The organism is Arthrobacter sp. NPDC058127, from assembly GCF_042884555.1.
Taxonomy (GTDB): Bacteria; Actinomycetota; Actinomycetes; order Actinomycetales; family Micrococcaceae; genus Arthrobacter.
In genome coordinates, this window is record NZ_JBHVTT010000002.1 from 119,990 (window position 1) to 141,900 (window position 21,911).

The following is a 21,911-nucleotide window of genomic DNA, read 5'->3' on the forward strand; positions in this document are numbered from 1 at the left end:
CGGTGGACATGTTCGTTCAGGACACCAGCGCAAGAGCCAAGCAAACCGCCGAACAGAAGGCCTGGGGGATTGCGGCCACCGTCTGCGACCCCGAGATTCCCGTCCTCACCATTGAGGATCTGGGGATTCTCCGCAACGTCCAGCTGTTCGACGACGGCGGGCTGGTCCCCGCGGTCCAGGTCACCATTACGCCGACGTACTCGGGCTGCCCCGCGATGGACGCGATCCGCGACGACCTCAAGACCGCGTTCACGGAAGCCGGCTACCCAAGCGTCTACGTCGAACTGGTCCTAGCCCCGGCGTGGACCACGGACTGGATGACCGAGCACGGCAAGGCCAAGCTGCAGGAATACGGCATCGCACCGCCCAGCGGACGTGCCGCCGCCGGTGGACATGCCGGCAAAGTGCGCCTCAGCCTCGCAGTGAAATGCCCCCAGTGTTCTTCGCTGAACACCAAGGAACTCACCCGCTTTGGTTCCACGTCCTGCAAGGCGCTTTTCGTCTGCCAGGACTGCAAGGAACCGTTCGACTACTTCAAAGTCCTGTAAGGAATTCGACATGCCCGTTGTCCGCCAAACCGCAGCCGAACAAGCGCAGGCCACCGGCCGCCGTCGTGCGTCCTTCCATTCCCTCAGCGTTTCGGAAGTCCGCCGCCTGACTGAAGACGCCATCGAGGTCACGTTCGATGTTCCGGCAGAGCTCGCCGGCCACTACGACTACCTTCCCGGCCAGTACGTGGCCCTGCGGACCACGCTTCCTGATGAGAGCGGTGAGCCGCACGAGGTCCGCCGCAGCTACTCCATCTGCGCAGAGCCGCGCAGCTTCGCGGACGGCAGCAGCGAGATCCGCGTGGCCATCAAGAAGGACCTGGGCGGCATCTTCTCCACGTGGGCGAATGCGGAACTCAAGGCCGGCGACACCCTGGACGTCATGAGCCCCATGGGCGCGTTCATCTCCAAGCATGGCAAGGACGGCAAGACTGTCCAACAGAATGTCATGAACTCGATGAACAATCCGGAGAACATGGCAGGCGAGTTCGGCGACGCCGGTTCTTTCGTGGCCATCGCTGCCGGCTCGGGCATCACCCCCGTGATCGCTATCGCCCGCACCCTGCTGGCCGCCAACCCGGAGACGCGCTTCGACCTGATCTACGCCAACAAGGCCGCGATGGACGTCATGTTCCTTGAGGAATTGGCGGACTTGAAGGACAAGTACCCGTCGCGACTGGCGCTGCACCATGTGTTGTCGCGCGAGCAGCGTATCGCGCCGCTCATGACGGGACGTATCGACGCCGAGAAGCTCCAGCAGCTGCTGGGCACCGCCATCCACGCGCAGGACGTGGACGAATGGTTCCTGTGCGGTCCGTTCGAGCTGGTCCAGCTGTGCCGGGACACCCTCGCTGCCCGTGGCGTGGAGCCCGAGCACGTTCGCTTCGAGCTGTTCACCACGGGCCGCCCGGACCGCCCCGAGGGCAACGCCGGCCGGCCCGTTGTGGAGGACGAGTCGCAGGACACGTACAAGATCACCTTCAAGCTGGATGGATTGACCGGCGATGTCGCCAGCCCCACCCACGCTCGGGAATCCATCCTCAACGCGGCTTTGCGCGTCCGCCCGGACGTTCCGTTCGCGTGCGCCGGTGGCGTGTGCGGCACGTGCCGCGCCAAACTGGTCACCGGGACGGTCAGCATGGACGAGAACTACGCCCTGGAACAGGATGAACTGGACAAGGGCTACGTGCTTACGTGCCAAGCCCACCCCACCAGTGAATCCGTCACGGTCGATTTCGACGTCTAAGGAATAAACGAATGATCGAGCTCTCCATCGCCAACGGCATCGCCGAAATTGTCCTCAACGCCCCGGAAAAGCTGAACTCGCTTGACGAGGCAGCGCTCGCGGAACTGGATAGGGCGTACGACGACGCCGCTGCCGCCGCCTCGCGCGGCATGGTGCGGGCGCTGCTCCTTCGCGGAGAGGGCCGCGCCTTTTGCGCGGGACGCGACATTGCCGGCGTAACGCCCGAGAGCGACGATGCCAAGGCTTACCTCAGCGGACTCGTGGAACCGTTGTTGAAGAAGATGGCAGCCTTCCCCGCCCCGACGTTCGCGGCAGCGCACGGCGCGTGCCTCGGCGTCGGGCTAGGCCTGTTGCTGGCGACCGACGTGGTGTACGTGGCGGAGAACGCCAAGTTCGGTTCGCCGTTCGCCAAGCTGGGCGCCACCCTGGACTCGGGCGGGCACTGGTACTTCACGGAACGCCTGGGCACGCACCGGACCTTGGACCTCATTTACACCGCGGACCTGATCAGCGGTGCCGAGGCCGTGGCGCTGGGAATGTTCAGCCGGGTCATGCTTGACGATGATTTGCTGCCTGGCACCCGGGCCATCGTCGAGCGAGTGGCGGCGGGCGCGACCGGAGCTTTCCTTGCGAGCAAGCAGTTGGTGGCCGATATCCGGGATCAGCGCCTTGGCCTGTGGGCCTCCATGTCCGAGGAGAACAAGGAACAAGCGCGGCTGTGCAAGACCGAGGACTACGCCGAAGGCTTCCGGGCGTTCCAGGAAAAGCGGGCACCGGTCTTCAAGGGGTAGGGAGACTGGTTCGTGTACCTAAGGGGTGCACGATGCTCTCTGGGCAAGCCAACGGCGTGATGGCGTCGTGTTCGTCCCAGAGTTTCGTTCCGGAGGCGGTCATTGCCTGGACAGCCATGGCGCTGATGAGCTCTCCTGCGTGGCATTGGTCGTTTTCGGTGACGACATATGTGAAGACCAGCTCGGTCTCGGCTCCTGCTGGCATGGGGCCGATGCTCAAGATGGACGGGCCGGTCGCGTACTGCAAATCCTCCATGCCCGCGTTGGTGAAGGACCTCAGAACGAGCGTGACTTCGGACAGCTCTTCCCCTGATTCATTGATGATCCAGGCGGAATAGGACAAAGTTTCGTGCGAAGAAGCGGTGGCTTTATCTGCGTAGTGAACCAGACGAACCGCGGGTATCTGCCGCATCAGGTCCTCCGGTGCCACACAGCCAAGGCCACGCCGATAGCAGCGAGCAGTCCGCCCAGGCCCAGCCAGGAGAGCGGATTAAACCCGCCCGTGAACGCAAGGGGAGACCGACCGCCCGCGCCCGCGGTGGCGGTCCCGGTCGGCATCGGGGTGGCGGTCCCGGTCGCCGTCGGGGTGGCGGTCCCGGTTGCCGTCGGGGTGGGCGTGGCCGTCGGGGTCGGCGTCACCGTCGGCGTGGGCGTCGGTGTCGGCCCGGAATCCGCCACCGTGAGGGAAATGCCCATGCATCCTTCGCAGGCCGTCAGCTCGGCCCCCTGCGCCAGGCCGTCGACCGCCACCGAGACCCGGCCCGGAACAGGCGTCTCGCCAGCCGCCGACAAGGCGTCGGATTTGGAACTGGCAGTGTTGATCCGCGCCGAAACCGTCAGGGTCGCGCTCTTACCGGCGGGCAGATCCGTCTTCCACACTGTTGCCCCGCCAAATTGCTGGGTCGTACCGGTCGACGTCGTGATGCTTTCGATTGTCGCGTCGTCAACGAGGTCCGCGAGATCAACAGCCACATGCGCTCCCGGCACGTCGACGGGCCCGGCGGTCGCCGACACCGTCCACGCGACCGTGTCACCTGGAACCACTTTGCTCGCGTGCGCCGGCGTGGAGGCTACCGCGAGCGACCAGGTCCCCTTGGGCACGACGCCCGCGGCCGCGTCCTGTACCGCGGAGAGGTTCTTCATCCAAGAGAACGTGGTGGGCGTGATGGTGTCATCGCCCCAGACTTTTCCATCGCGGTCAACGGCGTATGCGAAGAACCCGCCCTTCTTGGACGTGCCCTCGGGCTGCCAGGTCGCATACTTGTATGCCGTGCTCTGCGGTGCCGTGGCGGGATCGTAGATGCCTTCGGCGTCACCCCAGCGCGTCCAATCCTGCTCCTCGGGGAAGGAGAAACCGGGCAGGAACTGGCAGGAGGCGATCTTGTCCGCGAACGTGTTCCAGGTGTCCTGCATCCCCCACGTGCCCCGGCCGTAGGCCTGCAGGAGCACGAAGGAGACATTCTCGTGCACGGCCTTGAACAGCGGGGTGTTGCCGCTCTGGTTGGTGTCGTAGATGAAGATCTTGTCGGTGCCGGATTTCGGGCCGATCAGTTTGCCGAGGGCGTTATACACGCCGATCGCGCGGGTGAGTTGGTCGCCCTGCGGATAGGACTCGACGTCGATGTCGATCCCGTCGAGGCCGTACGGGGTGACGTAGGTGTCAACGAGGTGCTGCGCATAGGTGCGGTAGGCGTCCTCCGTCAGCGGAATGTCGGCCTTGGCGAGCTGTTCGATCCACAGGGTGTAGACCACTTTCGTGCCCTGCGCATGCAGCGCGGGCACGTAGGTATCGCGCAGAGTTTTCCAGTAGTCGGTGTTGGCCGTGTCGCCGGCGTCGAAGACCATCGCGACGTCAATCTCCGGAGGGAGGTCGCTCATGCGCGTGACATTCGGGTGGGGCAAATTCGAATTGGCGTTGTGCGGCACGGTGACGTCGCGCCACGTCCGGTAGTAAGCCATCGTGAGTGGCTCGGCCTCGCAGTGCGTTGTGTTCCCCACTGATGCCTTGGGGGTCTCAGCGGCCACGGCAGACTGCGGGCCGAAGGCGGCGAGTCCGGCGAGTAGTAACCCTGCACCGAATGCTGTTGTTCGTCTCATTGCTCTCTCTTCTTTGAAGAGGCATCTTCAAAATCCCCGTGAAGATACCGGGATGGGTGCAACTATAGCGATTTAGTAAAACGGTAGCAGGTGGAGGCTGCCATGCACAGAAAAAATTTTGGGATGACCCTGTATCGCTACAGTTGAAGCATGAACAAAGCGAAGCGTGTGACCATCACGGACATCGCCCGGCTCGCCGGGGTGTCGCCCGGGGCGGTGTCGTTCGCATTGAACGGACGGCCGGGCGTCAGTGCGCAGACGCGACAGCGGATCCTCGACATCGCCGAGGAGAGCCAATGGCTTCCGAACTCGGCGGCCCGGGCGCTTGTCGGTTCGCACGCCGGGGTCATCGGCTTCGCCGTCAACCGCTCGGCAGGCACCCTCGGTGCCGAGGCGTTCTTCACCGACCTCATTGCCGGCGTCCAGTCGGCCCTTGCGGGGAAACGCATCGCGATGCAGATGGTGCTCGTCTCCTCGGTCGAGGAGGAAGTGGCCACCTACCGCCGCTGGCACAGCGCCAAGCAGGTCGATGGGGTCATCGTGATCGATCCTCGTGACGACGACCCGCGCCTCCCTGTCCTGCGCGATCTCGCCCTCCCCGCGGTCGTTCTGGGCAGCCACGCGTCCCCCGAGGGCCACCCGGCGACGATTTGGCTCGACGACAGTCAGGTGGCGCACTCTCTCTTCGACTATCTCGGCGCCCTCGGTCATCGCTCGATCGCCTACGTCGCAGGTCCTGCGGAGTTCCAACACACGCGCCTGCGCACCGAGGTGCTCGCCGGCCTCGGCGAGCGCGGGGTGCGCGGAGAGGTGATCGCCACCGACTTCTCGCCAGCCGCGGCATCCACTGCCATGCGCCGCCTCCTGAGCCGGCTGGAGCGGCCAACGGCCGTGGTCTTCGACAACGACGTGATGGCGATCGCCGGCCTGCGCGTCGCACAGGAGATGGGGGTGCCGGTGCCGAAGGATCTCTCGGTCGCCTCCTTCGACGACTCGGTTGTCGCGGGGCTCGTGCACCCCTCGATCACCTGCATCACCCGCGATACGTTCGGGCTCGGAGCGGAGGCGGCAAAGTTCCTGCTCGAGCAGATCGACGCCCCGGACGTGCTGGCTGACCGTATCGGCGCCATGCCGCAGCTCACCGTCCGAGAGAGCACCGCCGTCCCGCGTTGACGTCAATGCCTGCGACGGCAGGTGGGTAGCTGCTCAGACGACCGTGTTCCTGGAGGCGTAAGCGGTCCGGCTGACTGCGGGGCGGATGAGCTCGGTGATGCCGCGCGCGGCGAGAACCTCGGGCTTCGCGGCGTCGATCGACGTGACGATGGCCGGGTCAGCGCCTGTTGTGCAGGCGTCCACCCAGGCCTGGAAGATCGCTCCGCCCGGACTCATCGCGCCGCGGCTGACCGGCGTCGCGTTCTCGTCGACCTCGACGACGATGCCGAGGGTGCGTGCGGGGGCGGGCTGCCGCTTGCGAAGCTCCGGAATGAGTTCGGCGAAGCGGCGTCCGATCGGCTTCGCCGCGCCGTTTTGGTCGACCAGGCCGAGCGTGTACTCCAGCTCGGGGAAGTCCGCGAGGCCGCGGCTTACGTCGTGCGAGCACCACCAGGTAACACCCCAGAGGTTCTCGGTACGCGCCACGGAGCGCAGTGTCGCCTCCAGGAAGCCCGGGGCCTGCGCAGGAGTCAGGCAGTTCGATGGGGCGCCGACTTCTTGCAGCCAGATCGCACGGGTGGGGTCGGTGGCGAACCCGCGGGCGAGTTCGATCATGTACTCGGCGTGGCGGTCGGATGCCACGGAGCGGCCGCCATACTGCTGCGCCGTGCCGTTGAAGATCCATGAGTGCACGGTGGTCATATCGCCGAGGCGGGAGGCGAGGACGGGCGTGAAGCCGTGCCCGTCCATGTACCACGCGGCGTCGTACTCGCTGTGGACATGCTGCTGCGCGGGGGCGGAAGTGTGCGCGGCATCCAGGAGCGTCGTGATCCAGTTCGCGGCCTCGGCCTCGGTGACCGGCCAGGGGGATGGGTGGCTCGGGGCGGAGAACTGGTTGGTCTCATTGCCGAGGGTGAAGCCGAGGAAGTTGGCGGCATCGCCGAGCCGCTCGCCGAGACGGGTAACCAGCTCGGCCTGTCCGCTGAGCGCATCGGGGTGCGTGAACATGTTCTTGTCGTGCCAGGTGAACAGCCAGGAGGGGATGAAGTCGAAGCTCGACAGGTGCCCCTGGATGACGTCGACGCTGACATCCAGTCCGAATTCCGCCGCCGTGTCAACCACAGTGCGGACGTCGTCCACGGCCTTCTCGCGAATCAGCGTGCGGTTGGGCTGGAGCAGCGTCCACAGCGGGAAGATCCGCACATGGTCGAGGCCGATCGCTGCCAGCGAGGCGAAATCCCGGCGCACCTCGTCGAGATCCAGCGACATCCACGCGTGCATCCACTCTGATGACGGGGTGTAGTTAGCGCCGAAGCGCAGCGGGGCGACGGAGCGGGGCATCGCGGTCCTTTCCTCGGAATAAACGTCCGGCCGGTGTTGGCCGGCACTGGACTATTCGACGTTCTGTGTGGCAAGCTATGGCAACTATATCGCTTTAGTAGCAGGTTGTGACCGCGATACATTCCAAGGCGTAGCAGCCTGGACCCCTCGAAGGAGAACGTCCATGAAGATCCGCACGACTGTCGCCGCAGGCATCGCGGTGGCCACAGCACTCGCCCTCACCGCCTGCACCGGCGGAACCTCCTCGCCCGGCGCTTCCGGCGCTTCCGCCAGCGACGGAAAGATCAGCGGGAACATCTCGTTCCAGACCTGGTCGCTGAAAAACGACAAATTCACCCCCTACTTCGAGGGCGTCGTCAAGGCGTTCGAGAAGGAGCACCCGGGCGTCACGGTCAAGTGGATTGACCAGCCCGGCGATGGCTACGAGGACAAGATCCTGCAGCAGGCCGGGTCCGGTGAACTCCCGGACGTGGTCAACCTTCCGCCGGAGTACGCGTACTCCCTCGCTTCGGCTGGGCAACTCGTCGATTTGAAGAAGGACTCGAAGATCCTTGGCGACTACGTCGACGGCGGAGTCGGAGCGTACAAGTTCGACGGCATCGATGGCTCGTTCGGATTCCCTTGGTACCTGGGCACCGAGCTGAACTACTGGAACAAGGACCTGCTCGCCAAAGGCGGAGTGACCGCGCCGCCGAAGACGCATGCCGCGACCTTGGACGCCGCGGCCAAGCTCGCGGCAGCCGGCGTGCAGACGATCTCGGATGTGCCCAGCCCCAAGTCGCTGCAAATCATGGTGTCCGACCGGGGCGGGAAGCTCGACGTCTACAAGGACGGCAAGTTCGTCTTCAACACCCCCGAGGCTGCGGCGATCATCCAAAGCTACGCCGAGCTTTACAAGGCGGGGGCGATCACGCCCGAGGCGTTGCAGAACGCCGGAACCGCGAATGCCAACGTCAACAATTTCAACAAGGGCACCGTAGCCTGGACCACCTCGGGTCCGAACTACATCGACAAGGATGTCTCCGTGAATGCGCCGTCGATCCTGCCCAGCGTCGAGGCGACCAACGGCTTCGGCAACCCGCCGCTGTTCGTGCAGGGCATCAGCGTTTCGGCGAAGTCGAAGAACTCCGCCGCGGCGCTTGCCTTCGCCGAGTTCCTCACGAACACGAAGAACCAGATCGCGTTCGTCAAGCTCGCCCCTGGCTTCTTCCCGGGTACCAAGTCCGCCAACGCAGACCCCGCCGCTTTCACTGAGACGGCGAAGAACAAGATGCAGGGCGTCGCCACCGACCTGGCCGCTTCGCAAATGAACAAGGCCCGGATGGTGGGCGCCCCGAAGTTCACCGAGGCGATGGAGACGTATGCCAAACAGCAGATCGCCCTCGCGGTCAAGGGGGAAATCTCTGCCCAGGCTGCACTGGATAAGGCCGTCGAGTACGCGAAGCAGAACGTCGCCGGCTGAGCCGGCGACGACGAGACGAAGGGGGCGTTCGCCATGAGACTACAGCGCTGGTACACACCGTACCTGCTGGTGCTGCCTGGTGTGATCTGGATGGCCGTGTTCGCGCTCTGGCCATTCCTGAACACGATCGCACTCGCGTTCACTGATGCCCGCCCCCTTCGTCCCGCGGAGTTCGTCGGCTTCGCGAATTTCGACAAGATGCTCGAGGACGACCGCTTCGGCTACGCCCTGACAACCTCGCTGATCTATGTTGTCGTGTGCGTGCCGTTGCTGACGTTCCTCCCGCTGCTGCTCGCGCTGCTTGTGCACAACAAGGTCCCCGCGATCGGATTCTTCCGCACCACGTTCTACTTCCCGGTGATCGCTTCCGCCGTGGTCGTCGCGATCGTCTGGGAATTCCTCTTCTCAGGCAGTGGCACGATCAACTCCGCACTGAACTTCTTCGGCCTCATCGACCGCCCCGTCGAATTCCTCTCCGACCGCTGGTTGCTGATCGGATGTGCCATCGGGTTGACGGTGTGGAAGGGGCTCGGCTACTACATGGTCGTCTACCTGGCGGCCCTCGGGAACGTCGGCCGCGAGCTGCACGAGGCGGCGGCGATGGACGGCGCCGGCCGCTGGCGCCGATTCTGGTCGGTGACCGTTCCCGGAGTGCGCGGACCCATGATGCTCGTCTCGGTGCTCGTGTGCGTGGGGGCGACGCGCGTCTTCACCGAGCTCTACGTGCTTTCCAACGGTTCGGGGGGACCTGGCGGGCGGGCAATGAGCATGGTGATGCTCATCCAGTCGATGGGCAAGGGACTGAACGGTCAGATCGGCTACGCATCCGCGATCTCGCTGGTGCTGTTCCTGCTGACCCTTGTTCCGCTGCTGATCGTCGGGATCGCGAACAACGGTGACACCATCCGCGAAGCGTTGGCCAGCAGGCGCGCGGTCAGGGCAGCGAAGATCAAGCGCGAGGCGACGGTTCAGGAGGCCCGGAGATGACTGCGACGCAGACGAGTAGAACGGTGAAGCCACCGCGGGAGAATCCCTACCGTACCAGCGGTTCGGCGGACATCATGAAGCCATCGCTCGGCGGCCTGATCGGCAAGTACGCGCTGCTTCTCGGCGTGCTGGCGCTCATGGTGTTCCCCTTCCTCTGGCAGATGTCGACCTCGCTCAAGGGGGCGTCGGAGAACATCTACGACTTCCCGCCCTCGCTGATCCCGACGGCGCCCACCCTCGACAATTACGCCGAGGTGTTCCGCACGATTCCGGTGGTCGACTATGCCTGGCACTCCCTGCTCGTCGGCGTCGGTACAGTGATCACCAACGTCGTGTTCGCGACACTCGGCGGCTACGCGTTGGGCACGATGAAGTTCCGCTTCAAATGGGTCGTGTTGGCGATCTTCTTCTCCACGCTGCTGATCCCGGCCGAGGTCACCCTGACCAGCCAGTACCTCACGGTGAAGTCATTGGGGCTCGCGAACACGCTCTGGGGTGTCTTCCTCCCCGGGGCGATCGGGGCGATCAACGTGCTGCTGATGACGGCCGCGTGCCGCATGATCCCGGCAGATACGCTGGATGCGGCAACCATCGACGGCGCGAACACGATGCAGCGCCTGCGCCACATCGTCTGGCCGAACGTGCGGGGCATGGTCTCGGTGGTCGCGCTCTTCGCGTTCATCGGCGCGTGGGACGACTTCCTCTGGCCGCTCGTCGTGCTTTCAGATCCCGCGAACTACACGCTTACCGTCGGGATGCAATATCTCAGCTCCAACTTCGCCGCGAATCCACGCGTGATCGCCGCGGGAACGATGATCGCGCTCGTGCCGATCATCCTGCTCTTCGCGGTCTTGCAGAAGTGGTTCTTCAAGGGCGTCGAGGAGGGAAGCGTCAAGGGATGAGAACAGTCCATGCATGATGACACCTCGCTCACCATCGGACGCGTCAAGCGCGTCCTCGAGGAGCGCATCCTCCCGGCGATCCACTCTGCATCCGTGCCTCTGGCCGTCGAGATCCACGAGCTCGACGGCGAGCCGATCAGCCCCGCTGACGGGCTAGCGCTCGACTACGCGCCGTGGTGCGTCGGAGCGCCATGGGGTCCCGCCTGGGGCACCACCTGGTTCCGGCTCACCGGCCGCGTGCCGGCCGAATGGGCAGGGCGCACGGTCGAAGCCGTCGTCGACCTTGGGTTCGACGTCAACATGACGGGCTTCCAATGCGAGGGACTCGTGTATCGTGCCGACGGCACCCCGGTGAAGAGCATCAACCCGCGCAACCAGTGGGTGCCGGTCACCGAGGCGGCCGACGGCGACGAGCCGGTGGAGCTGTACCTCGAAGCGGCATCCAACCCCGTGCTGCTCGACTACCATCCCTTCCTCCCGACGCAGGAGGGCGACATCCTCACTTCGTCTGCGGAGCCGCTCTACCGCGCACGACGGATGGATCTCGCGGTTTTCGAGCAGGAGGTCTTCGAGCTCTCCCTCGACCTCGACGTGCTGTTCGAGCTGCAGGCCGAACTTCCGCACACCTCGCCGCGGCGCATGCGCATTCTGCAGGCCATGGATGATGCCCTCGATGCGCTCGACCTCCAGCGCATCGCCGCGACCGCTGCGGACGCCCGCGCGAAGCTCGCCGTCGTGCTCGCGGCTCCCGCCGAGGCGAGCGCCCATCGCATCTCGGCCATCGGCCATGCCCATATCGACTCCGCCTGGCTGTGGCCCGTGCGCGAGACGATCCGCAAGGTCGCCCGTACCTCGTCGTCGATGGTGGCGCTGCTGGAAGAGCAGCCGGAGTTCCAGTTCGGTATGTCCAGCGCGCAGCAGTACGCGTGGCTCAAGGAGCACCGCCCCGAGGTGTTCGAACGGGTGAAGGCCGCTGTGGCCGAGGGTCGCTTTCTGCCTCTCGGCGGCATGTGGGTCGAGTCCGACACGGTGATGCCGACGGGTGAGTCGCTGGTGCGGCAGTTCTCGCACGGTCAGCGGTTCTTCGAGCGGGAGTTCGGTTTCCGCTCGAAGGGCGTCTGGTTGCCCGATAGCTTCGGCTACTCGTCCGCGCTGCCGCAGCTCATGCGCCGCGCCGGCTTCGAGTGGTTCTTCACGCAGAAGATCTCCTGGAACCAGCAGAACGTCTTCCCGCACCACACGTTCCTGTGGGAGGGCATCGACGCCTCGCAGATGTTCACGCACTTTCCGTCGATGGACACTTACAACTCGCAGCTGAGCGGGACGGAGGTCGCCAAGGCGTCGCGCCAGTTCAAAGAGAACCGGGTCAGCTCCCGGTCGATCGCGCCCGTGGGCTGGGGCGACGGCGGGGGCGGCACCACCCGCGAGATGACGGGCCGCGCCCGACGCTTGCAGAACCTTGAGGGAAGCGCCCAAGTGGTCTGGGAACACCCCGACGTTTTCTTCGACGCCGCCAAGGCCGAGCTGCCGCACCCGGCCGTCTGGGTTGGCGAGCTGTACCTCGAGTTGCACCGCGGCACCCTCACCAGCCAGCACGGCACCAAGTCGCGTCACCGCCGCGCTGAGCACGCACTCGTCGAGGCCGAGCTGTGGGCGGCAACGGATGCAGTCCGTGCCGGGAACGCGTACCCGCAGGCTGAACTCGACGAGCTGTGGCAGCAGGTTCTGCTGCACGAGTTCCACGACATCCTTCCCGGTACGTCCATCGCCTGGGTGCACCGCGAGGCGGTCGCCGTCCTCGAAGACGTGATCGACAGGGCTCGGGCGATCTCGGATGCCGCGCGCCGCTCGCTCGCCGGCGACGGAGACCGTGAGCTCGTGTTCTCGCCGACGTCGGTCGCCGGTCCGCTGCCGCTCGGCGCCAGCTTGGCCGTCGCCCCGGATGACCGGGTCACGCTAGACGATTCAGGTGACGGCATCGTGCTGGAGAATGCGCTCGTGCGTGTGCGCATCTCCGATGAGGGACTCATCGTCTCTGCGGTCGACCTCGGGACCGGGCGCGACGCCGTCGCCGATGGTCGCGCGGCGAACTTGCTGCAGCTGCACCAGGACTTCCCGAACATGTGGGACGCCTGGGATATTGACCGCTATTACCGCAACAGCGTCACCGAGCTGCGCGATGTCACCAGAATCTGCTCCCGGCTGACCGAGGCAGGCGCCGAAGTGGTCATCGATCGCACGTTCTCCAAGTCGACCATCACCCAGACGATCACCCTGGCGCCCGGCTCGCGGACGCTGCATATCGTCAACGACATCGACTGGAACGAGACCGAGAAGCTGCTCAAGCTCGCGTTCCCGCTCGACGTGCAGGCGGCACACTCTGAGGCCGAGACCCAGTTCGGCTATCAGTCGCGCGTCACGCACACGAACACGAGCTGGGAGGCGGCGAAGTTCGAGACGTCGATGCACCGCTTCGTGCTGGTGCGCGAGGCCGACTTCGGCGTCGCCCTGGTGAACGACTCGATCTACGGCTACGACACCTCCCGCGAAGTGGCGGACGATTCCGTGACGACCACCGTGCGGCTCTCGCTGCTTCGGGCACCGCGCTTCCCTGACCCCGAGGCCGACCACGGACGGCACGTCATCACGATCGGCATGGTGATCGGTGCTGGTCCTGCCGAGGCCACCCGCGCGGGCATCGAGCTGAACGCTCCGGGTACCGTAGTCCGCGGCGGTCACGACGTCGCGCCACTGGTTTCGGTGCAGGGCGAAGGGATCGTCGTTTCCGGCGTGAAGCTCGCCGACGATGGCTCGGGCGACCTTATCGTGCGCGTCTACGAGTCGCTTGGTCGTCGCACGAACGGCGAGCTGTCGGTCGACTTCCCGCACCGCGAGGTGCGTGAGGTGAGCCTCATCGAGGACGCCCTTGACGAGGCGCGCCTCGGTGGCGAGCTGCGCCTGCGGCCATTCGAGGTGCGCACCCTGCGGGTCGTGCGGTGAGGGGGTAGCGCACGATTCAGCCAGGTGAGGATCGTCCCCAAGGGGTAGGGCATCCCCGCGAAGCTGGCGAGGACCATCTCGGCCCCGCCGGGGACACCCGCGGATCGAAGGGTTAATTGGGACAGCAACACCGTTTGTATAGTCTGGCCGGGTGGTGCAGCGACTCGGCGAGGACCCCGACGGTCGCTATCAACTCGTCCAGATGGGACTGCATACTGACCGTCCCGACGAGCTTCGTGACGTCGTCCATCACGTGTGGGCCGGACGCCCTCTTGTCATAGCGCAGCGATGCGATACTGGCGCTAGCGAACGCCTCGGCGAAAAGCCGGCCGCTGCTGTTGTTCCCGGGAAGCAGGGGCGAACACCAATTCCGGTCAGTCGGGCCGGACCACCGTACCCTTTCGCGATTCAGGCGGCCTGGAGTTCCGTGAGATGGGCGTATTTCAGCGCCTTGGCTTGGTGGCGTAGTTTGCGCCGATGGTGTCTGGAATGCGGTGGCGCCGTATTGGGTGGGTCGGTTCCTGGTGGATTGCTGCCGGGCAAGGGCGGGGCTGTTGATTGATAGTGGTGTCCTGTGGGGGTGCGGATGTCCAGGACATGCCGGATCCCGGGGCCGGTTCGTGCTGTCCAGCCGGGGAGTTCCTTGGTGTGGTTGCAGGCTTCGCACAGGCCTGCCCCGTTCGCCAGGCTGGTGGGTCCTCCGGCCTGCCACGCAACGACATGGTCAAAGTGCCTGATGGGCGCGTCGCAGTATGGTGTCCGGCAGGTGTCGTCACGAGCCTGGATGAAGCAGCGCAGCCCGGCGGGGAAGAGCCGTGCCCGGGAGTCGGCGGCAAGGAGCTGTCCCGTTCCGGGGGCGGTGTAGAGGCGCCGGAGCCAGAGCTTCAGCTCCTGGTCCTGGCCGGACCCGCCATCCTTGGTGTTGCCAGTGTTGCTGAGGAGTTCCCTCGCCCAGCCGGCGGGGACGATGCCGTAGCCGGGGAGCCTGGCGGGTTCGCTGTCGCCCTGGAAGAGGGTGCGGTCGGTCATGACGAGCTGGATGTCAACCCCGCTGATGCCACCGGCGGTGCCGGTGGTGCGTTCGACCAGCGCATCGGCCATGATCTGTCCCCGGGTGCGTGTGTCCCCTGTATTGCGGAGGGTGTCTGCGTGCCGGGTCAGGGCCGCGTGAACGGCCACGCCCTGGGCGACGGGAAGCAGTGCGGTCAGGTAGGTCATGGTGTCCGGTGCCGGGCGCAGGCTCACGTGCCGTTCGGTGGCGGCGTGGCTGGCGCGTTGCGTGACCGAGCGGGGGTCCCGACGGTAGGCCGCGGCCCGGGCGATGGAGATGATCGTCCGGTCTCCGGCGCCGTCGAAGGTTCCGGTGTCGGCGGCGAGTTCCTCATCCACCGCGCAGCGGTTCTCGGCGGACAGGCAGGCTGTTTCCTTGACCAAAAGGGTTGCGCGCCATTCGTTGAGCCGGCCGGTTTCCAGGGCGGCGAGGGTGTGCGGCATTTCGGCGACGAGCGCTTTGGCGAGGCCGTGGAGCCGGGATCCGCGGGCGGGGGATTCCCGCCGGGCCAAGGCAATCTGGGCTGCGACGCCGCGTCCCTGCTCCTCGGCCGGGACGCCCAGGTCTTTCTCGGCGCTGCGCTGGACGGCGTCGAACGCGACAGCGATCCTCGCCTGCGCGGCAGCGGCCGCGGACTTCAAGTCCTCAAGCCCACGCAACTGGTCGATCAGCAAGGCACAGTCCCGCAGTTTGCTGTCGGCCAGTGCCCCGCCGTCGACTGACCCGGAACCGCCGGAGGCTGGCCGAATCGATTTCACGGCAGCGATCAGATCCTCCACTGCCGGGGTTCTCCGAATGCCGTCCATAACCAAAGCATTTCAGGAGGGTCTGACAATTTAGGCCGAACGAACCCCTTCATGCAGAAAAGTAGGAAACTAGAAGAACATTTCGGCTGAGGGTTGGTTGCTAAGATGCAGCAATTGGCTTGAGTCATTTGGGGGAGACCATGCGCTTGTTGTTTTCTTTTCGTCATGTCTGGCGCAATCTGAGCGCCTTCATCCTTGTAGCGGCGCTCGTTGCAGTCGGGATCCCTGCCCAAGCGGCGACCACCGACACTGGCTCGATCACCGGCACCATTTCGGGTGCTCCTGGTGTTGACGTCAAACGTCTCTCGGTCTCGGCCATCGGTCTTGTCGACGGCTCCGAATGGGGCCACGCCTGGACCGCAGCAGATGGAACCTACACGATGGTCAACGTGCCGACGGGCACTTACAAGATCAGGGTCGGCGGTGGAAGAAGCGGGGGGTACGACACCTGGTATGGCGGGGCAGTGTCAGAGAATGCAAAGACGGTGACTGTGCCCTCTAACCAAGTTCTCACCGGAATCGATGTCGTCGTGCCCTTGGGAGCTACGGTTTCGGGAAGGGTGTCCGTTCCTGAAGGATTCTTGGTCAGCAAGGTCTTGGCAGAAGCCTTCTGGGGCTACACCCCGGCCACTCAGCTGTTTTCACACGCCGATGCCCAGGGGAACTACGAGATCAGGGGTTTGGCTCCCGGAACATACATCATAAACTTCCGTACGAATGAGGCCCTTGAACAAACCTCCTACCATTTGGGTGGAGGATCCACGGGTTTCACGCTGGTTAACATTGCCGGGTCGGAAAAGCTCACCGGGATCGATGTCACCATGCTCAAGTCATCCAGCATTTCCGGCAAGGTGACACTGCCGCCTGGCGTCAGCACCGACGGTCTCAAGGTTTCGGCACGGAGGGAAGACAACAACGTCGAAGGCAGGGGATCGATATCACCCGACGGGTCATTTCAGATTACGGGCCTGTACGAAGGGAAGTATCGGATCAGGTTCGAAGCCGGCACCACTGGGCTCGTTGACCAGTGGTACAGCGACGGGACCGGCACCGGTTCAGCCACGAGCATTGATGTGCCTCAGTCGACCGATGTCGGCGGGGTCAATCTGACGTTGGTCCAGACTCCGTCCTTTGGTGATGTTGCACCTGGCACTGCGTTCTTCGACGAAATTTCGTGGCTCGCTGCAAGAGGTGTCACGGGCGGATTTCCTGATGGTACCTTCCGCCCACTAGACGTGATCCATCGAGATGCCATGGCAGCGTTTATTTACCGGGCAGCCGGCAGGCCAGAGTTCACGCCACCAGCGGTGTCGCCATTCCGTGATCTAGCCACTTCGGACCCGTTCTATAAGGAGATCACCTGGCTGAAGTCGAAGGGAATCACCAACGGTTATCCGGACGGCACGTACCAGCCACTGGGTGCCATCAATCGGGATGCCATGGCCGCTTTTCTGTACCGCATGGCCGGCGGTGTCGGCTGCGCTTTTCCGCTGGCGGAGGCGCCGGCCGAAATCCCCGTTTTCACCGACAACCCCGTCGGCGGTTCATTCCACAACGAGATCCAGTGGATGGCCTCGTGCCGCATTTCAACCGGCTATGCCGACGGATCCTTCAAACCGAGCGAGCCTGTCCACCGGGATGCGATGGCGGCGTTCATCAAGAGGCTGAGTGTGCAACCAGGGTATCTGGGTCTAAATTGACGAGTCTTTCCGAGGGTTTCCGGGCGTTCCAGGAGAAGCGGGCACCGGTCTTCAGGGGGTAGGGAGGCGCTAGAATTCTGTACATGACAACCCTTCCAGTTGCAGAGGCTCGATCACACTTCTCGCGGATCGTGGAACAGGCATCGTCCACGCATGAACGATTCGAAATCACTCGAAACGGCGCACGTGCCGCGGTCCTCCTGGGCGCCGACGATTATGACGCCATGATCGAAACGGTGGCGGTATTGTCCGACGCGAAACTCGTCAGGGATATTGGAAAGGGGCTGAGAGAACTGGCTGGCGGACAAACCTTCAGCATCGACGAGGTCAAGGCGGACATGCGCACGACCAAGCACGGGGCATGAGCCCTCGTTATGAGGTCAGATTCTCCAAGTCGGCGAAACGGGCTCTAACCGATGACCTGCCGGAGAAGGTTGCAGCTGCTGCCTTTGAGTTCATCACCCGCGCCCTGAGTGAGAACCCTCAACGTGTGGGCGCTCAGTTGCAGGAGCCGCTATTCCCCTTGTATTCGGCCAGACGGGGAGAGTACCGCGTCATCTACCGGATCGTGGAGGACGTCGTCCTGATCGAGATCGTCTCGATCGCGCATCGCCGCGACGCCTACCGCTAAGACGGACTTGCGGCTTCGAGGCAGGCGGAATGGCAAGCACATCCGCCTCGTGGCTCGCCACGATCGGTGGGTTGCTTGGTGTGGTGGGCTGGCTGCCATTCTCGGCTTTGGCCGCCTTGGACGATCTCGCCAGCGCGATGGCCCAGGTACCGGGCGGAGGCTGTTCCCCGACGCACGGCCAGGGTGTAAGCGGACTGAGGTGTATCCGGGCTCCCTGCCCGGGAAGCCGTGGCCCATACTAAGCCGTGGCCCGTACTAAGCCGTGCAGCCGAACCTAAGTGATGTACGGGCCGAATTCCGCCTCAGGGTCGCGCCTTCTCCCTGGGAATAGGGCGCGTCTTGCTTCGTCAATGGCAATTGCCGGGATCAGGACGAGGCCCACTGTGATGGACAACATGGTCCATGCCGCGTCTTGCAGAACATCTTTCGGTGGCCGCTTTGGTTGCTCTGGCCGCCATGGGCCTCCATGCATCAGGGTGATCATGGTTTGAGGGTAGGGACCGGGACCGCGCAGCGCCTGAGTGGTAACTACTTGTCTAGTCCCGGGTCCGTACTCGTTTCAGCTCGCTGGCCGGGATGTGGGGGAGGCCTGTTGATTCCGCGCCCGGTGGATGCGGTACTCACGCCCGGTGATCCAGACGATGAAAATGTCGAAGGCTGTCAGGAGGACAAGGCCCCAGGAGAATACGACGGCGATCCGGTAACCCTGGTAAAGGATGAAGACCAGCAGGAACGCGATCATCCACGGGTAGGCCCAGAGCTTGTCCTTCAGGACGGCCCAGACCAGGAGGATTTTCACCAGGCCGTGTAGCAATAGGTAGATCGCGCCGAACAACGACGCCGATACCGAGAGGTTGGAGCTCAGGTGCACCAAGCTGTTCGCCAGGAAGTCGTGCGGGTCTTCGGCGAGCTCGTGCTGGGTGAGGAACCGGACCAGATCACCGATTTGCCGGGGCGTCACCAATAAGAGAAGGACGCCGCCGATCAGCTCGAGGACGCCGTCGAGGCCCTTCAGGAGGAGGCTCACGCGAAATGTCCGGTCGAGCAGGGTTGTTCCAGCCGGTTTCGTTTCCATGACACATCCCTTCGGTACCTCAAGATACATTCTTTCTTATGCCCCTCTCTTCTGATCCCGCAGGAGTTTTCGCAATTGAAACACGCGGCCTGAGCAAGCATTTTGGCAGGCATACCGCCGTCGATGGCCTGACCATGCGCGTGCCCGCGGGAGCCATCGCAGGTTTTATCGGTCCCAATGGGGCAGGCAAGACGACCACCATTCGCCTGCTCTTGGGGCTGGTGCGACCGGATGCGGGCAGCGCCACGGTTCTGGGCCACTCCCTCACTGAATTCGAGCGCTACCTGCCGCGCGTCGGAGCCCTGGTCGAAGCGCCGGCGTTCTATCCGGGCTTCTCCGGGCGGACCAATCTGGAGGTGCTCGCCCGCCTTGGAGGACATCCCGGTTCCCGCGTGAGCGAACTGTTGGAAGTTGGGGGACTCTCCAAGCGGGCGCGTGATCGGGTCGGGACGTATTCGCTGGGCATGAAGCAGCGCCTTGGGGTGGCGATGGCCCTGCTGCCCGATCCTGATCTGCTCATTCTCGACGAGCCAGCCAATGGCCTTGATCCCCTCGGCATCATCGAGATACGCGAGATGCTGCGCCGTTTGGCCGGCCAGGGGAAAACCATCCTGCTCATCCTGGTGGTCGAAGGCATCATCGCGGTGGTTTTGCCGCAGGTCACCCAGTGGTTCCCAGGCCGGGTGTTCAACACCATCGTGGGGACCACCGTGCCCCTGGTCGGCCCGACCCCTCCCCAAGGCTATCCGGCGGCACTGGGAGCAGCACTCCTGTGGATTGTCGGCTTCGTCGTGGTGAGCGCCGTCGTGTTCCCACGCCAGGACGTGAAAGCGTGACAGAAAGAGCGCGAGGTGAGTCCTCCGGCGTCGTCGGCAATGAGCGCCTGACCGCACTGATAGGGGCCGTGGTGCTGGTTCTGTCGGTGGCGGAGATCGCCACCGTTCCGACCCTGGGCAGCCTGATCGTGGCGCACTTCTTCGTCGGCGTGCTCCTGGCGGGCCCGGTCGTTGCCAAGACGGCCAGCACCGGCTGGCGGTTCATTCGCTACTACTCACGGGATCCCGCGTACCGCCGCAAGGGCCCTCCCCGGCTGCTGCTGCGCGTGATCGCTCCGGTGCTCGTCGTCTCGACGATCGCGCTAATCGGCAGCGGCATCGCCTTGGCCATCACCGGCCCTGCCCCCGAGATCCTGATCCGGGTCCACGTAGTCAGCTTCCTGGTCTGGCTTGCCACCCTCGCAGTGCACGTCTTCGCGTACGTGAGGCGGGTAGCCCGGTTAATTGCCGAGGACTGGCGCCGCCCCCTCCCGCGGACGCGAGAGAACGGGGCCGCACCGGAGCCTTCGGGACGCCGGATGCGGCTCGCGGTCAACATTGCGGCGCTCGTGCTGGCCGCGATCGCTGCGGTCCTGCTTCTGCCGACTGCAGCACCATGGGAGGGGTGGCGTGGTCAGGCCGTGACCGGACCCGGGGTCCTCGCCGTCGCAGTGTGTATCGGGACCGCGGTCGCGGTCATGCTCAAGCGCCGCTAGAGGAGGAAGCAAAGCCCCGCGTCGTCGGGATCATTGCGCGGATGGCCGATTACAATCTGCTTACGCTCTGGTGGCGCCGCGAGTCCAGCCACCACGCCAACGCCGGCGGGGACAGGAGAACTTCATGAATGATGGGCCCCACACAAGGTCTCAAGGCCCTCGCCATATGCGCCGCAAATCCCGGCGCAAATCCATCATCCTGTTCTCGGCCACGGCGGTTGCTGCCGCCGTGGCCGTGACCGTCGCCACCGCGGTCACCTATGTGGGCGCGACAGCGGTTGCGGTCAATAACAACGTCCACCGCTCGGACGTCCTCAAGGATCTGAAAACGCTTCCCGCGGCAGTGCCAAAGCTGAGCCAGGACACGAACATCCTGATCATGGGACTGGACACGAGGGTCGACGAGAAGGGCAAGCCTCTTCCTCCGGAGATGTATGACGCCTTGCACGCGGGGGATGAGAATATCGGCGGTTACAACTCCAATGTGCTGATGCTCATCCATATCCCCGCGAACGGTTCCAAGGCCGCGGGGATCTCCATTCCCCGGGATGATTACGTCCAGGTGGACGGCATACCTGGAAGCGGCCCGTTCAAGGCCAAAATCAAGGAGGCGTACGGCTACGGCTTCGCGGCTGAGAAGACCTCCTTAATCAACGCGGGAAAGCCCGACGACGACGCGACGTACCAGGCGGCCCGCGACGCCGGGCGCAAGGCCGAAATAGCCACCGTGACCAAGTTCCTGGGCAGCGTCCACATCGACCACTTCCTCGAAGTCACCATGGCCGCGTTCTACGAGACGGCCCAGGCCATCGCACCCATCACGGTCTGCGTCAACAAGGCCACCCAGGACACCTTCTCCGGGGCCGACTTCAAAGCGGGCATGCAGCAGATCAACGCCAAACAGGCCATGGCGTTCGTGCGGCAGCGCCGGGACACGTCCGATCCGACGTACCTCTTCTCAGACTTGGACCGCGAGCGCCGTCAGCAGGCCTTCATCGCTTCGGTCTCCCACCAGCTCAAGGACGCCGGGACCTTCACCGATATCGGGAAAATGCAGGGTGTCCTGGATGCGGTGAGCAAGAACATCGTGGTGGATTCGGAGTTGAACCTGATCCAGCTTGCCCAGCAGGCCACGTCCCTGACCGGGGGCAACATCTCCTTCTCCACCCTGCCGATCACCGGCTTCGGAACGTCCCCGGATGGCGCCTCCATCAACACCGTGGACATCAACCAAGTTCAGGCCACCGTCAAGGAACTTCTCACTCCGGTCCCGCCGGTTCCTGCAACGACGACGACGGCGACCGCGACGGCGGCGGCCACCTCGCCTGCGGCAGCCGCACCCCCAGCGGCACCCGCCCCAGGGGCTGCAGCACCAGCCACACCCTCAGCACCTGCAAGCAACGTCTACGCGGATTCCACCGGCGCCCTCCAAGGCGGCGCCATTCCCTGCGTCAAATAGCGGCTTTTCGTTCCGCCGGGTTGTAACGTTTTCGTTTTTGCTTGCGCTCCGGAGACCTCCCGTTCATACTAAATGAATCCCGTTCATTTTGTGATATCCGTCTCCTTCGAGCTCTTGCCAACGGAGGCATCC

Annotated in this window: 20 protein-coding genes; 15 read left to right on the forward strand and 5 right to left on the reverse strand. The window is 64.5% G+C overall.

What is annotated here, in order from left to right:
- Positions 1-8: 8 nt before the first annotated feature.
- Genes paaD through ACFVTG_RS03920 form a run of 3 tightly spaced genes read left to right on the forward strand, consistent with a single transcriptional unit; the run spans position 9 to position 2,585 of the window.
- The gene (gene paaD / locus ACFVTG_RS03910; protein ID WP_284755507.1) at positions 9-548 is read left to right on the forward strand and encodes a 1,2-phenylacetyl-CoA epoxidase subunit PaaD; all 540 of its coding nucleotides are present in this window, start codon (positions 9-11) and stop codon (positions 546-548) included.
- A 10-nt stretch (positions 549-558) separates the two neighbouring features.
- Positions 559-1,794, forward strand: a complete 1,236-nt coding sequence (gene paaE / locus ACFVTG_RS03915; RefSeq protein ID WP_390278146.1) for a 1,2-phenylacetyl-CoA epoxidase subunit PaaE — start codon at positions 559-561, stop codon at positions 1,792-1,794.
- An 11-nt stretch (positions 1,795-1,805) separates the two neighbouring features.
- Positions 1,806-2,585 carry an enoyl-CoA hydratase/isomerase family protein gene (locus ACFVTG_RS03920; protein WP_390278149.1) on the forward strand — a complete coding sequence of 260 codons (780 nt, stop codon included), beginning with the start codon at positions 1,806-1,808 and terminating at the stop codon, positions 2,583-2,585.
- Here the strand turns inward: ACFVTG_RS03920 and ACFVTG_RS03925 are convergent.
- Positions 2,575-2,997 carry a hypothetical protein gene (locus ACFVTG_RS03925; RefSeq protein ID WP_390278152.1) on the reverse strand — a complete coding sequence of 141 codons (423 nt, stop codon included), beginning with the start codon at positions 2,995-2,997 and terminating at the stop codon, positions 2,575-2,577. The genes ACFVTG_RS03920 and ACFVTG_RS03925 overlap by 11 nt on opposite strands.
- Positions 2,997-4,682 carry a hypothetical protein gene (locus tag ACFVTG_RS03930; RefSeq protein WP_390278155.1) on the reverse strand — a complete coding sequence of 562 codons (1,686 nt, stop codon included), beginning with the start codon at positions 4,680-4,682 and terminating at the stop codon, positions 2,997-2,999. Before ACFVTG_RS03930 ends, ACFVTG_RS03925 begins: the two co-directional genes overlap by 1 nt.
- A gap of 150 nt (positions 4,683-4,832) precedes the next feature.
- Here ACFVTG_RS03930 and ACFVTG_RS03935 point away from each other — a divergent pair, with 150 nt between their 5' ends.
- The gene (locus tag ACFVTG_RS03935; protein ID WP_284755499.1) at positions 4,833-5,855 is read left to right on the forward strand and encodes a LacI family DNA-binding transcriptional regulator; all 1,023 of its coding nucleotides are present in this window, start codon (positions 4,833-4,835) and stop codon (positions 5,853-5,855) included.
- Positions 5,856-5,888: 33 nt separating this feature from the next.
- Here the strand turns inward: ACFVTG_RS03935 and ACFVTG_RS03940 are convergent, their stop codons facing one another.
- On the reverse strand, positions 5,889-7,175 hold the full coding sequence (locus ACFVTG_RS03940) for a glycosyl hydrolase (protein ID WP_390278159.1): 1,287 nt from the start codon (positions 7,173-7,175) through the stop codon (positions 5,889-5,891).
- Positions 7,176-7,338: 163 nt separating this feature from the next.
- Between ACFVTG_RS03940 and ACFVTG_RS03945 the strand changes: the two genes are divergently transcribed.
- From ACFVTG_RS03945 to ACFVTG_RS03960, 4 genes are read left to right on the forward strand one after another with little or no spacing between them, the layout of a single operon-like run.
- The gene (locus ACFVTG_RS03945; protein ID WP_390278162.1) at positions 7,339-8,637 is read left to right on the forward strand and encodes an extracellular solute-binding protein; all 1,299 of its coding nucleotides are present in this window, start codon (positions 7,339-7,341) and stop codon (positions 8,635-8,637) included.
- A gap of 33 nt (positions 8,638-8,670) precedes the next feature.
- Positions 8,671-9,624: a carbohydrate ABC transporter permease gene (locus ACFVTG_RS03950; RefSeq protein WP_390278165.1), complete on the forward strand. Its 954-nt coding sequence runs from the start codon at positions 8,671-8,673 to the stop codon at positions 9,622-9,624.
- Entirely contained in the window at positions 9,621-10,526 is a 906-nt protein-coding gene (locus ACFVTG_RS03955; protein WP_390278168.1) for a carbohydrate ABC transporter permease, read from the forward strand. The genes ACFVTG_RS03950 and ACFVTG_RS03955 overlap by 4 nt, the downstream gene beginning before the upstream one ends.
- Positions 10,527-10,535: 9 nt before the next feature.
- The gene (locus tag ACFVTG_RS03960) at positions 10,536-13,526 is read left to right on the forward strand and encodes an alpha-mannosidase (RefSeq protein WP_390278171.1); all 2,991 of its coding nucleotides are present in this window, start codon (positions 10,536-10,538) and stop codon (positions 13,524-13,526) included.
- A gap of 408 nt (positions 13,527-13,934) precedes the next feature.
- On the opposite strand, the gene ACFVTG_RS03965 is transcribed toward ACFVTG_RS03960, so the two are convergent.
- Entirely contained in the window at positions 13,935-15,383 is a 1,449-nt protein-coding gene (locus ACFVTG_RS03965; protein ID WP_390278174.1) for an HNH endonuclease, read from the reverse strand.
- 140 nt (positions 15,384-15,523) lie between these two features.
- On the opposite strand from ACFVTG_RS03965, the gene ACFVTG_RS03970 reads away from it, so the two are divergent.
- The 4 genes from ACFVTG_RS03970 to ACFVTG_RS03985 all read left to right on the forward strand — a co-directional run bounded on the left by ACFVTG_RS03970 (position 15,524) and on the right by ACFVTG_RS03985 (position 17,956).
- Positions 15,524-17,083, forward strand: a complete 1,560-nt coding sequence (locus tag ACFVTG_RS03970) for an S-layer homology domain-containing protein (RefSeq protein ID WP_390278177.1) — start codon at positions 15,524-15,526, stop codon at positions 17,081-17,083.
- A gap of 83 nt (positions 17,084-17,166) precedes the next feature.
- Positions 17,167-17,448 carry a type II toxin-antitoxin system Phd/YefM family antitoxin gene (locus ACFVTG_RS03975; RefSeq protein ID WP_284756156.1) on the forward strand — a complete coding sequence of 94 codons (282 nt, stop codon included), beginning with the start codon at positions 17,167-17,169 and terminating at the stop codon, positions 17,446-17,448.
- Positions 17,445-17,714, forward strand: coding sequence for a type II toxin-antitoxin system RelE/ParE family toxin (locus ACFVTG_RS03980; protein WP_390278180.1), 270 nt, complete (start codon positions 17,445-17,447; stop codon positions 17,712-17,714). Before ACFVTG_RS03975 ends, ACFVTG_RS03980 begins: the two co-directional genes overlap by 4 nt.
- Positions 17,715-17,743: 29 nt before the next feature.
- On the forward strand, positions 17,744-17,956 hold the full coding sequence (locus ACFVTG_RS03985; protein WP_390278183.1) for a hypothetical protein: 213 nt from the start codon (positions 17,744-17,746) through the stop codon (positions 17,954-17,956).
- Positions 17,957-18,273: 317 nt separating this feature from the next.
- Here ACFVTG_RS03985 and ACFVTG_RS03990 read toward each other — a convergent pair whose 3' ends face one another.
- On the reverse strand, positions 18,274-18,789 hold the full coding sequence (locus ACFVTG_RS03990; RefSeq protein WP_390278186.1) for a DUF2127 domain-containing protein: 516 nt from the start codon (positions 18,787-18,789) through the stop codon (positions 18,274-18,276).
- Positions 18,790-18,827: 38 nt separating this feature from the next.
- On the opposite strand from ACFVTG_RS03990, the gene ACFVTG_RS03995 reads away from it, so the two are divergent.
- The 3 genes from ACFVTG_RS03995 to ACFVTG_RS04005 all read left to right on the forward strand — a co-directional run bounded on the left by ACFVTG_RS03995 (position 18,828) and on the right by ACFVTG_RS04005 (position 21,779).
- A complete protein-coding gene (locus ACFVTG_RS03995) occupies positions 18,828-19,625 on the forward strand; it encodes an ATP-binding cassette domain-containing protein (protein WP_390278189.1) in 798 nt (265 codons plus the stop codon).
- Positions 19,622-20,320: a hypothetical protein gene (locus tag ACFVTG_RS04000; RefSeq protein ID WP_390278192.1), complete on the forward strand. Its 699-nt coding sequence runs from the start codon at positions 19,622-19,624 to the stop codon at positions 20,318-20,320. The genes ACFVTG_RS03995 and ACFVTG_RS04000 overlap by 4 nt, the downstream gene beginning before the upstream one ends.
- Before the next feature lie 166 nt (positions 20,321-20,486).
- Positions 20,487-21,779: an LCP family protein gene (locus tag ACFVTG_RS04005; protein WP_390278195.1), complete on the forward strand. Its 1,293-nt coding sequence runs from the start codon at positions 20,487-20,489 to the stop codon at positions 21,777-21,779.
- Positions 21,780-21,911: the final 132 nt, after the last annotated feature.

What these genes read in the sequence shown, in the direction of transcription:
- paaD (WP_284755507.1), top strand. Translation starts at nt 9, where the DNA reads ATGTTCGTTCAGGACACCAGCGCAAGAGCCAAGCAAACCGCCGAACAG.
- paaE (WP_390278146.1), top strand. Translation starts at nt 559, where the DNA reads ATGCCCGTTGTCCGCCAAACCGCAGCCGAACAAGCGCAGGCCACCGGC.
- ACFVTG_RS03920 (WP_390278149.1), top strand. Translation starts at nt 1,806, where the DNA reads ATGATCGAGCTCTCCATCGCCAACGGCATCGCCGAAATTGTCCTCAAC.
- ACFVTG_RS03925 (WP_390278152.1), bottom strand. Translation starts at nt 2,997, where the DNA reads ATGCGGCAGATACCCGCGGTTCGTCTGGTTCACTACGCAGATAAAGCC.
- ACFVTG_RS03930 (WP_390278155.1), bottom strand. Translation starts at nt 4,682, where the DNA reads ATGAGACGAACAACAGCATTCGGTGCAGGGTTACTACTCGCCGGACTC.
- ACFVTG_RS03935 (WP_284755499.1), top strand. Translation starts at nt 4,833, where the DNA reads ATGAACAAAGCGAAGCGTGTGACCATCACGGACATCGCCCGGCTCGCC.
- ACFVTG_RS03940 (WP_390278159.1), bottom strand. Translation starts at nt 7,175, where the DNA reads ATGCCCCGCTCCGTCGCCCCGCTGCGCTTCGGCGCTAACTACACCCCG.
- ACFVTG_RS03945 (WP_390278162.1), top strand. Translation starts at nt 7,339, where the DNA reads ATGAAGATCCGCACGACTGTCGCCGCAGGCATCGCGGTGGCCACAGCA.
- ACFVTG_RS03950 (WP_390278165.1), top strand. Translation starts at nt 8,671, where the DNA reads ATGAGACTACAGCGCTGGTACACACCGTACCTGCTGGTGCTGCCTGGT.
- ACFVTG_RS03955 (WP_390278168.1), top strand. Translation starts at nt 9,621, where the DNA reads ATGACTGCGACGCAGACGAGTAGAACGGTGAAGCCACCGCGGGAGAAT.
- ACFVTG_RS03960 (WP_390278171.1), top strand. Translation starts at nt 10,536, where the DNA reads ATGCATGATGACACCTCGCTCACCATCGGACGCGTCAAGCGCGTCCTC.
- ACFVTG_RS03965 (WP_390278174.1), bottom strand. Translation starts at nt 15,383, where the DNA reads ATGGACGGCATTCGGAGAACCCCGGCAGTGGAGGATCTGATCGCTGCC.
- ACFVTG_RS03970 (WP_390278177.1), top strand. Translation starts at nt 15,524, where the DNA reads ATGCGCTTGTTGTTTTCTTTTCGTCATGTCTGGCGCAATCTGAGCGCC.
- ACFVTG_RS03975 (WP_284756156.1), top strand. Translation starts at nt 17,167, where the DNA reads ATGACAACCCTTCCAGTTGCAGAGGCTCGATCACACTTCTCGCGGATC.
- ACFVTG_RS03980 (WP_390278180.1), top strand. Translation starts at nt 17,445, where the DNA reads ATGAGCCCTCGTTATGAGGTCAGATTCTCCAAGTCGGCGAAACGGGCT.
- ACFVTG_RS03985 (WP_390278183.1), top strand. Translation starts at nt 17,744, where the DNA reads ATGGCAAGCACATCCGCCTCGTGGCTCGCCACGATCGGTGGGTTGCTT.
- ACFVTG_RS03990 (WP_390278186.1), bottom strand. Translation starts at nt 18,789, where the DNA reads ATGGAAACGAAACCGGCTGGAACAACCCTGCTCGACCGGACATTTCGC.
- ACFVTG_RS03995 (WP_390278189.1), top strand. Translation starts at nt 18,828, where the DNA reads ATGCCCCTCTCTTCTGATCCCGCAGGAGTTTTCGCAATTGAAACACGC.
- ACFVTG_RS04005 (WP_390278195.1), top strand. Translation starts at nt 20,487, where the DNA reads ATGCGCCGCAAATCCCGGCGCAAATCCATCATCCTGTTCTCGGCCACG.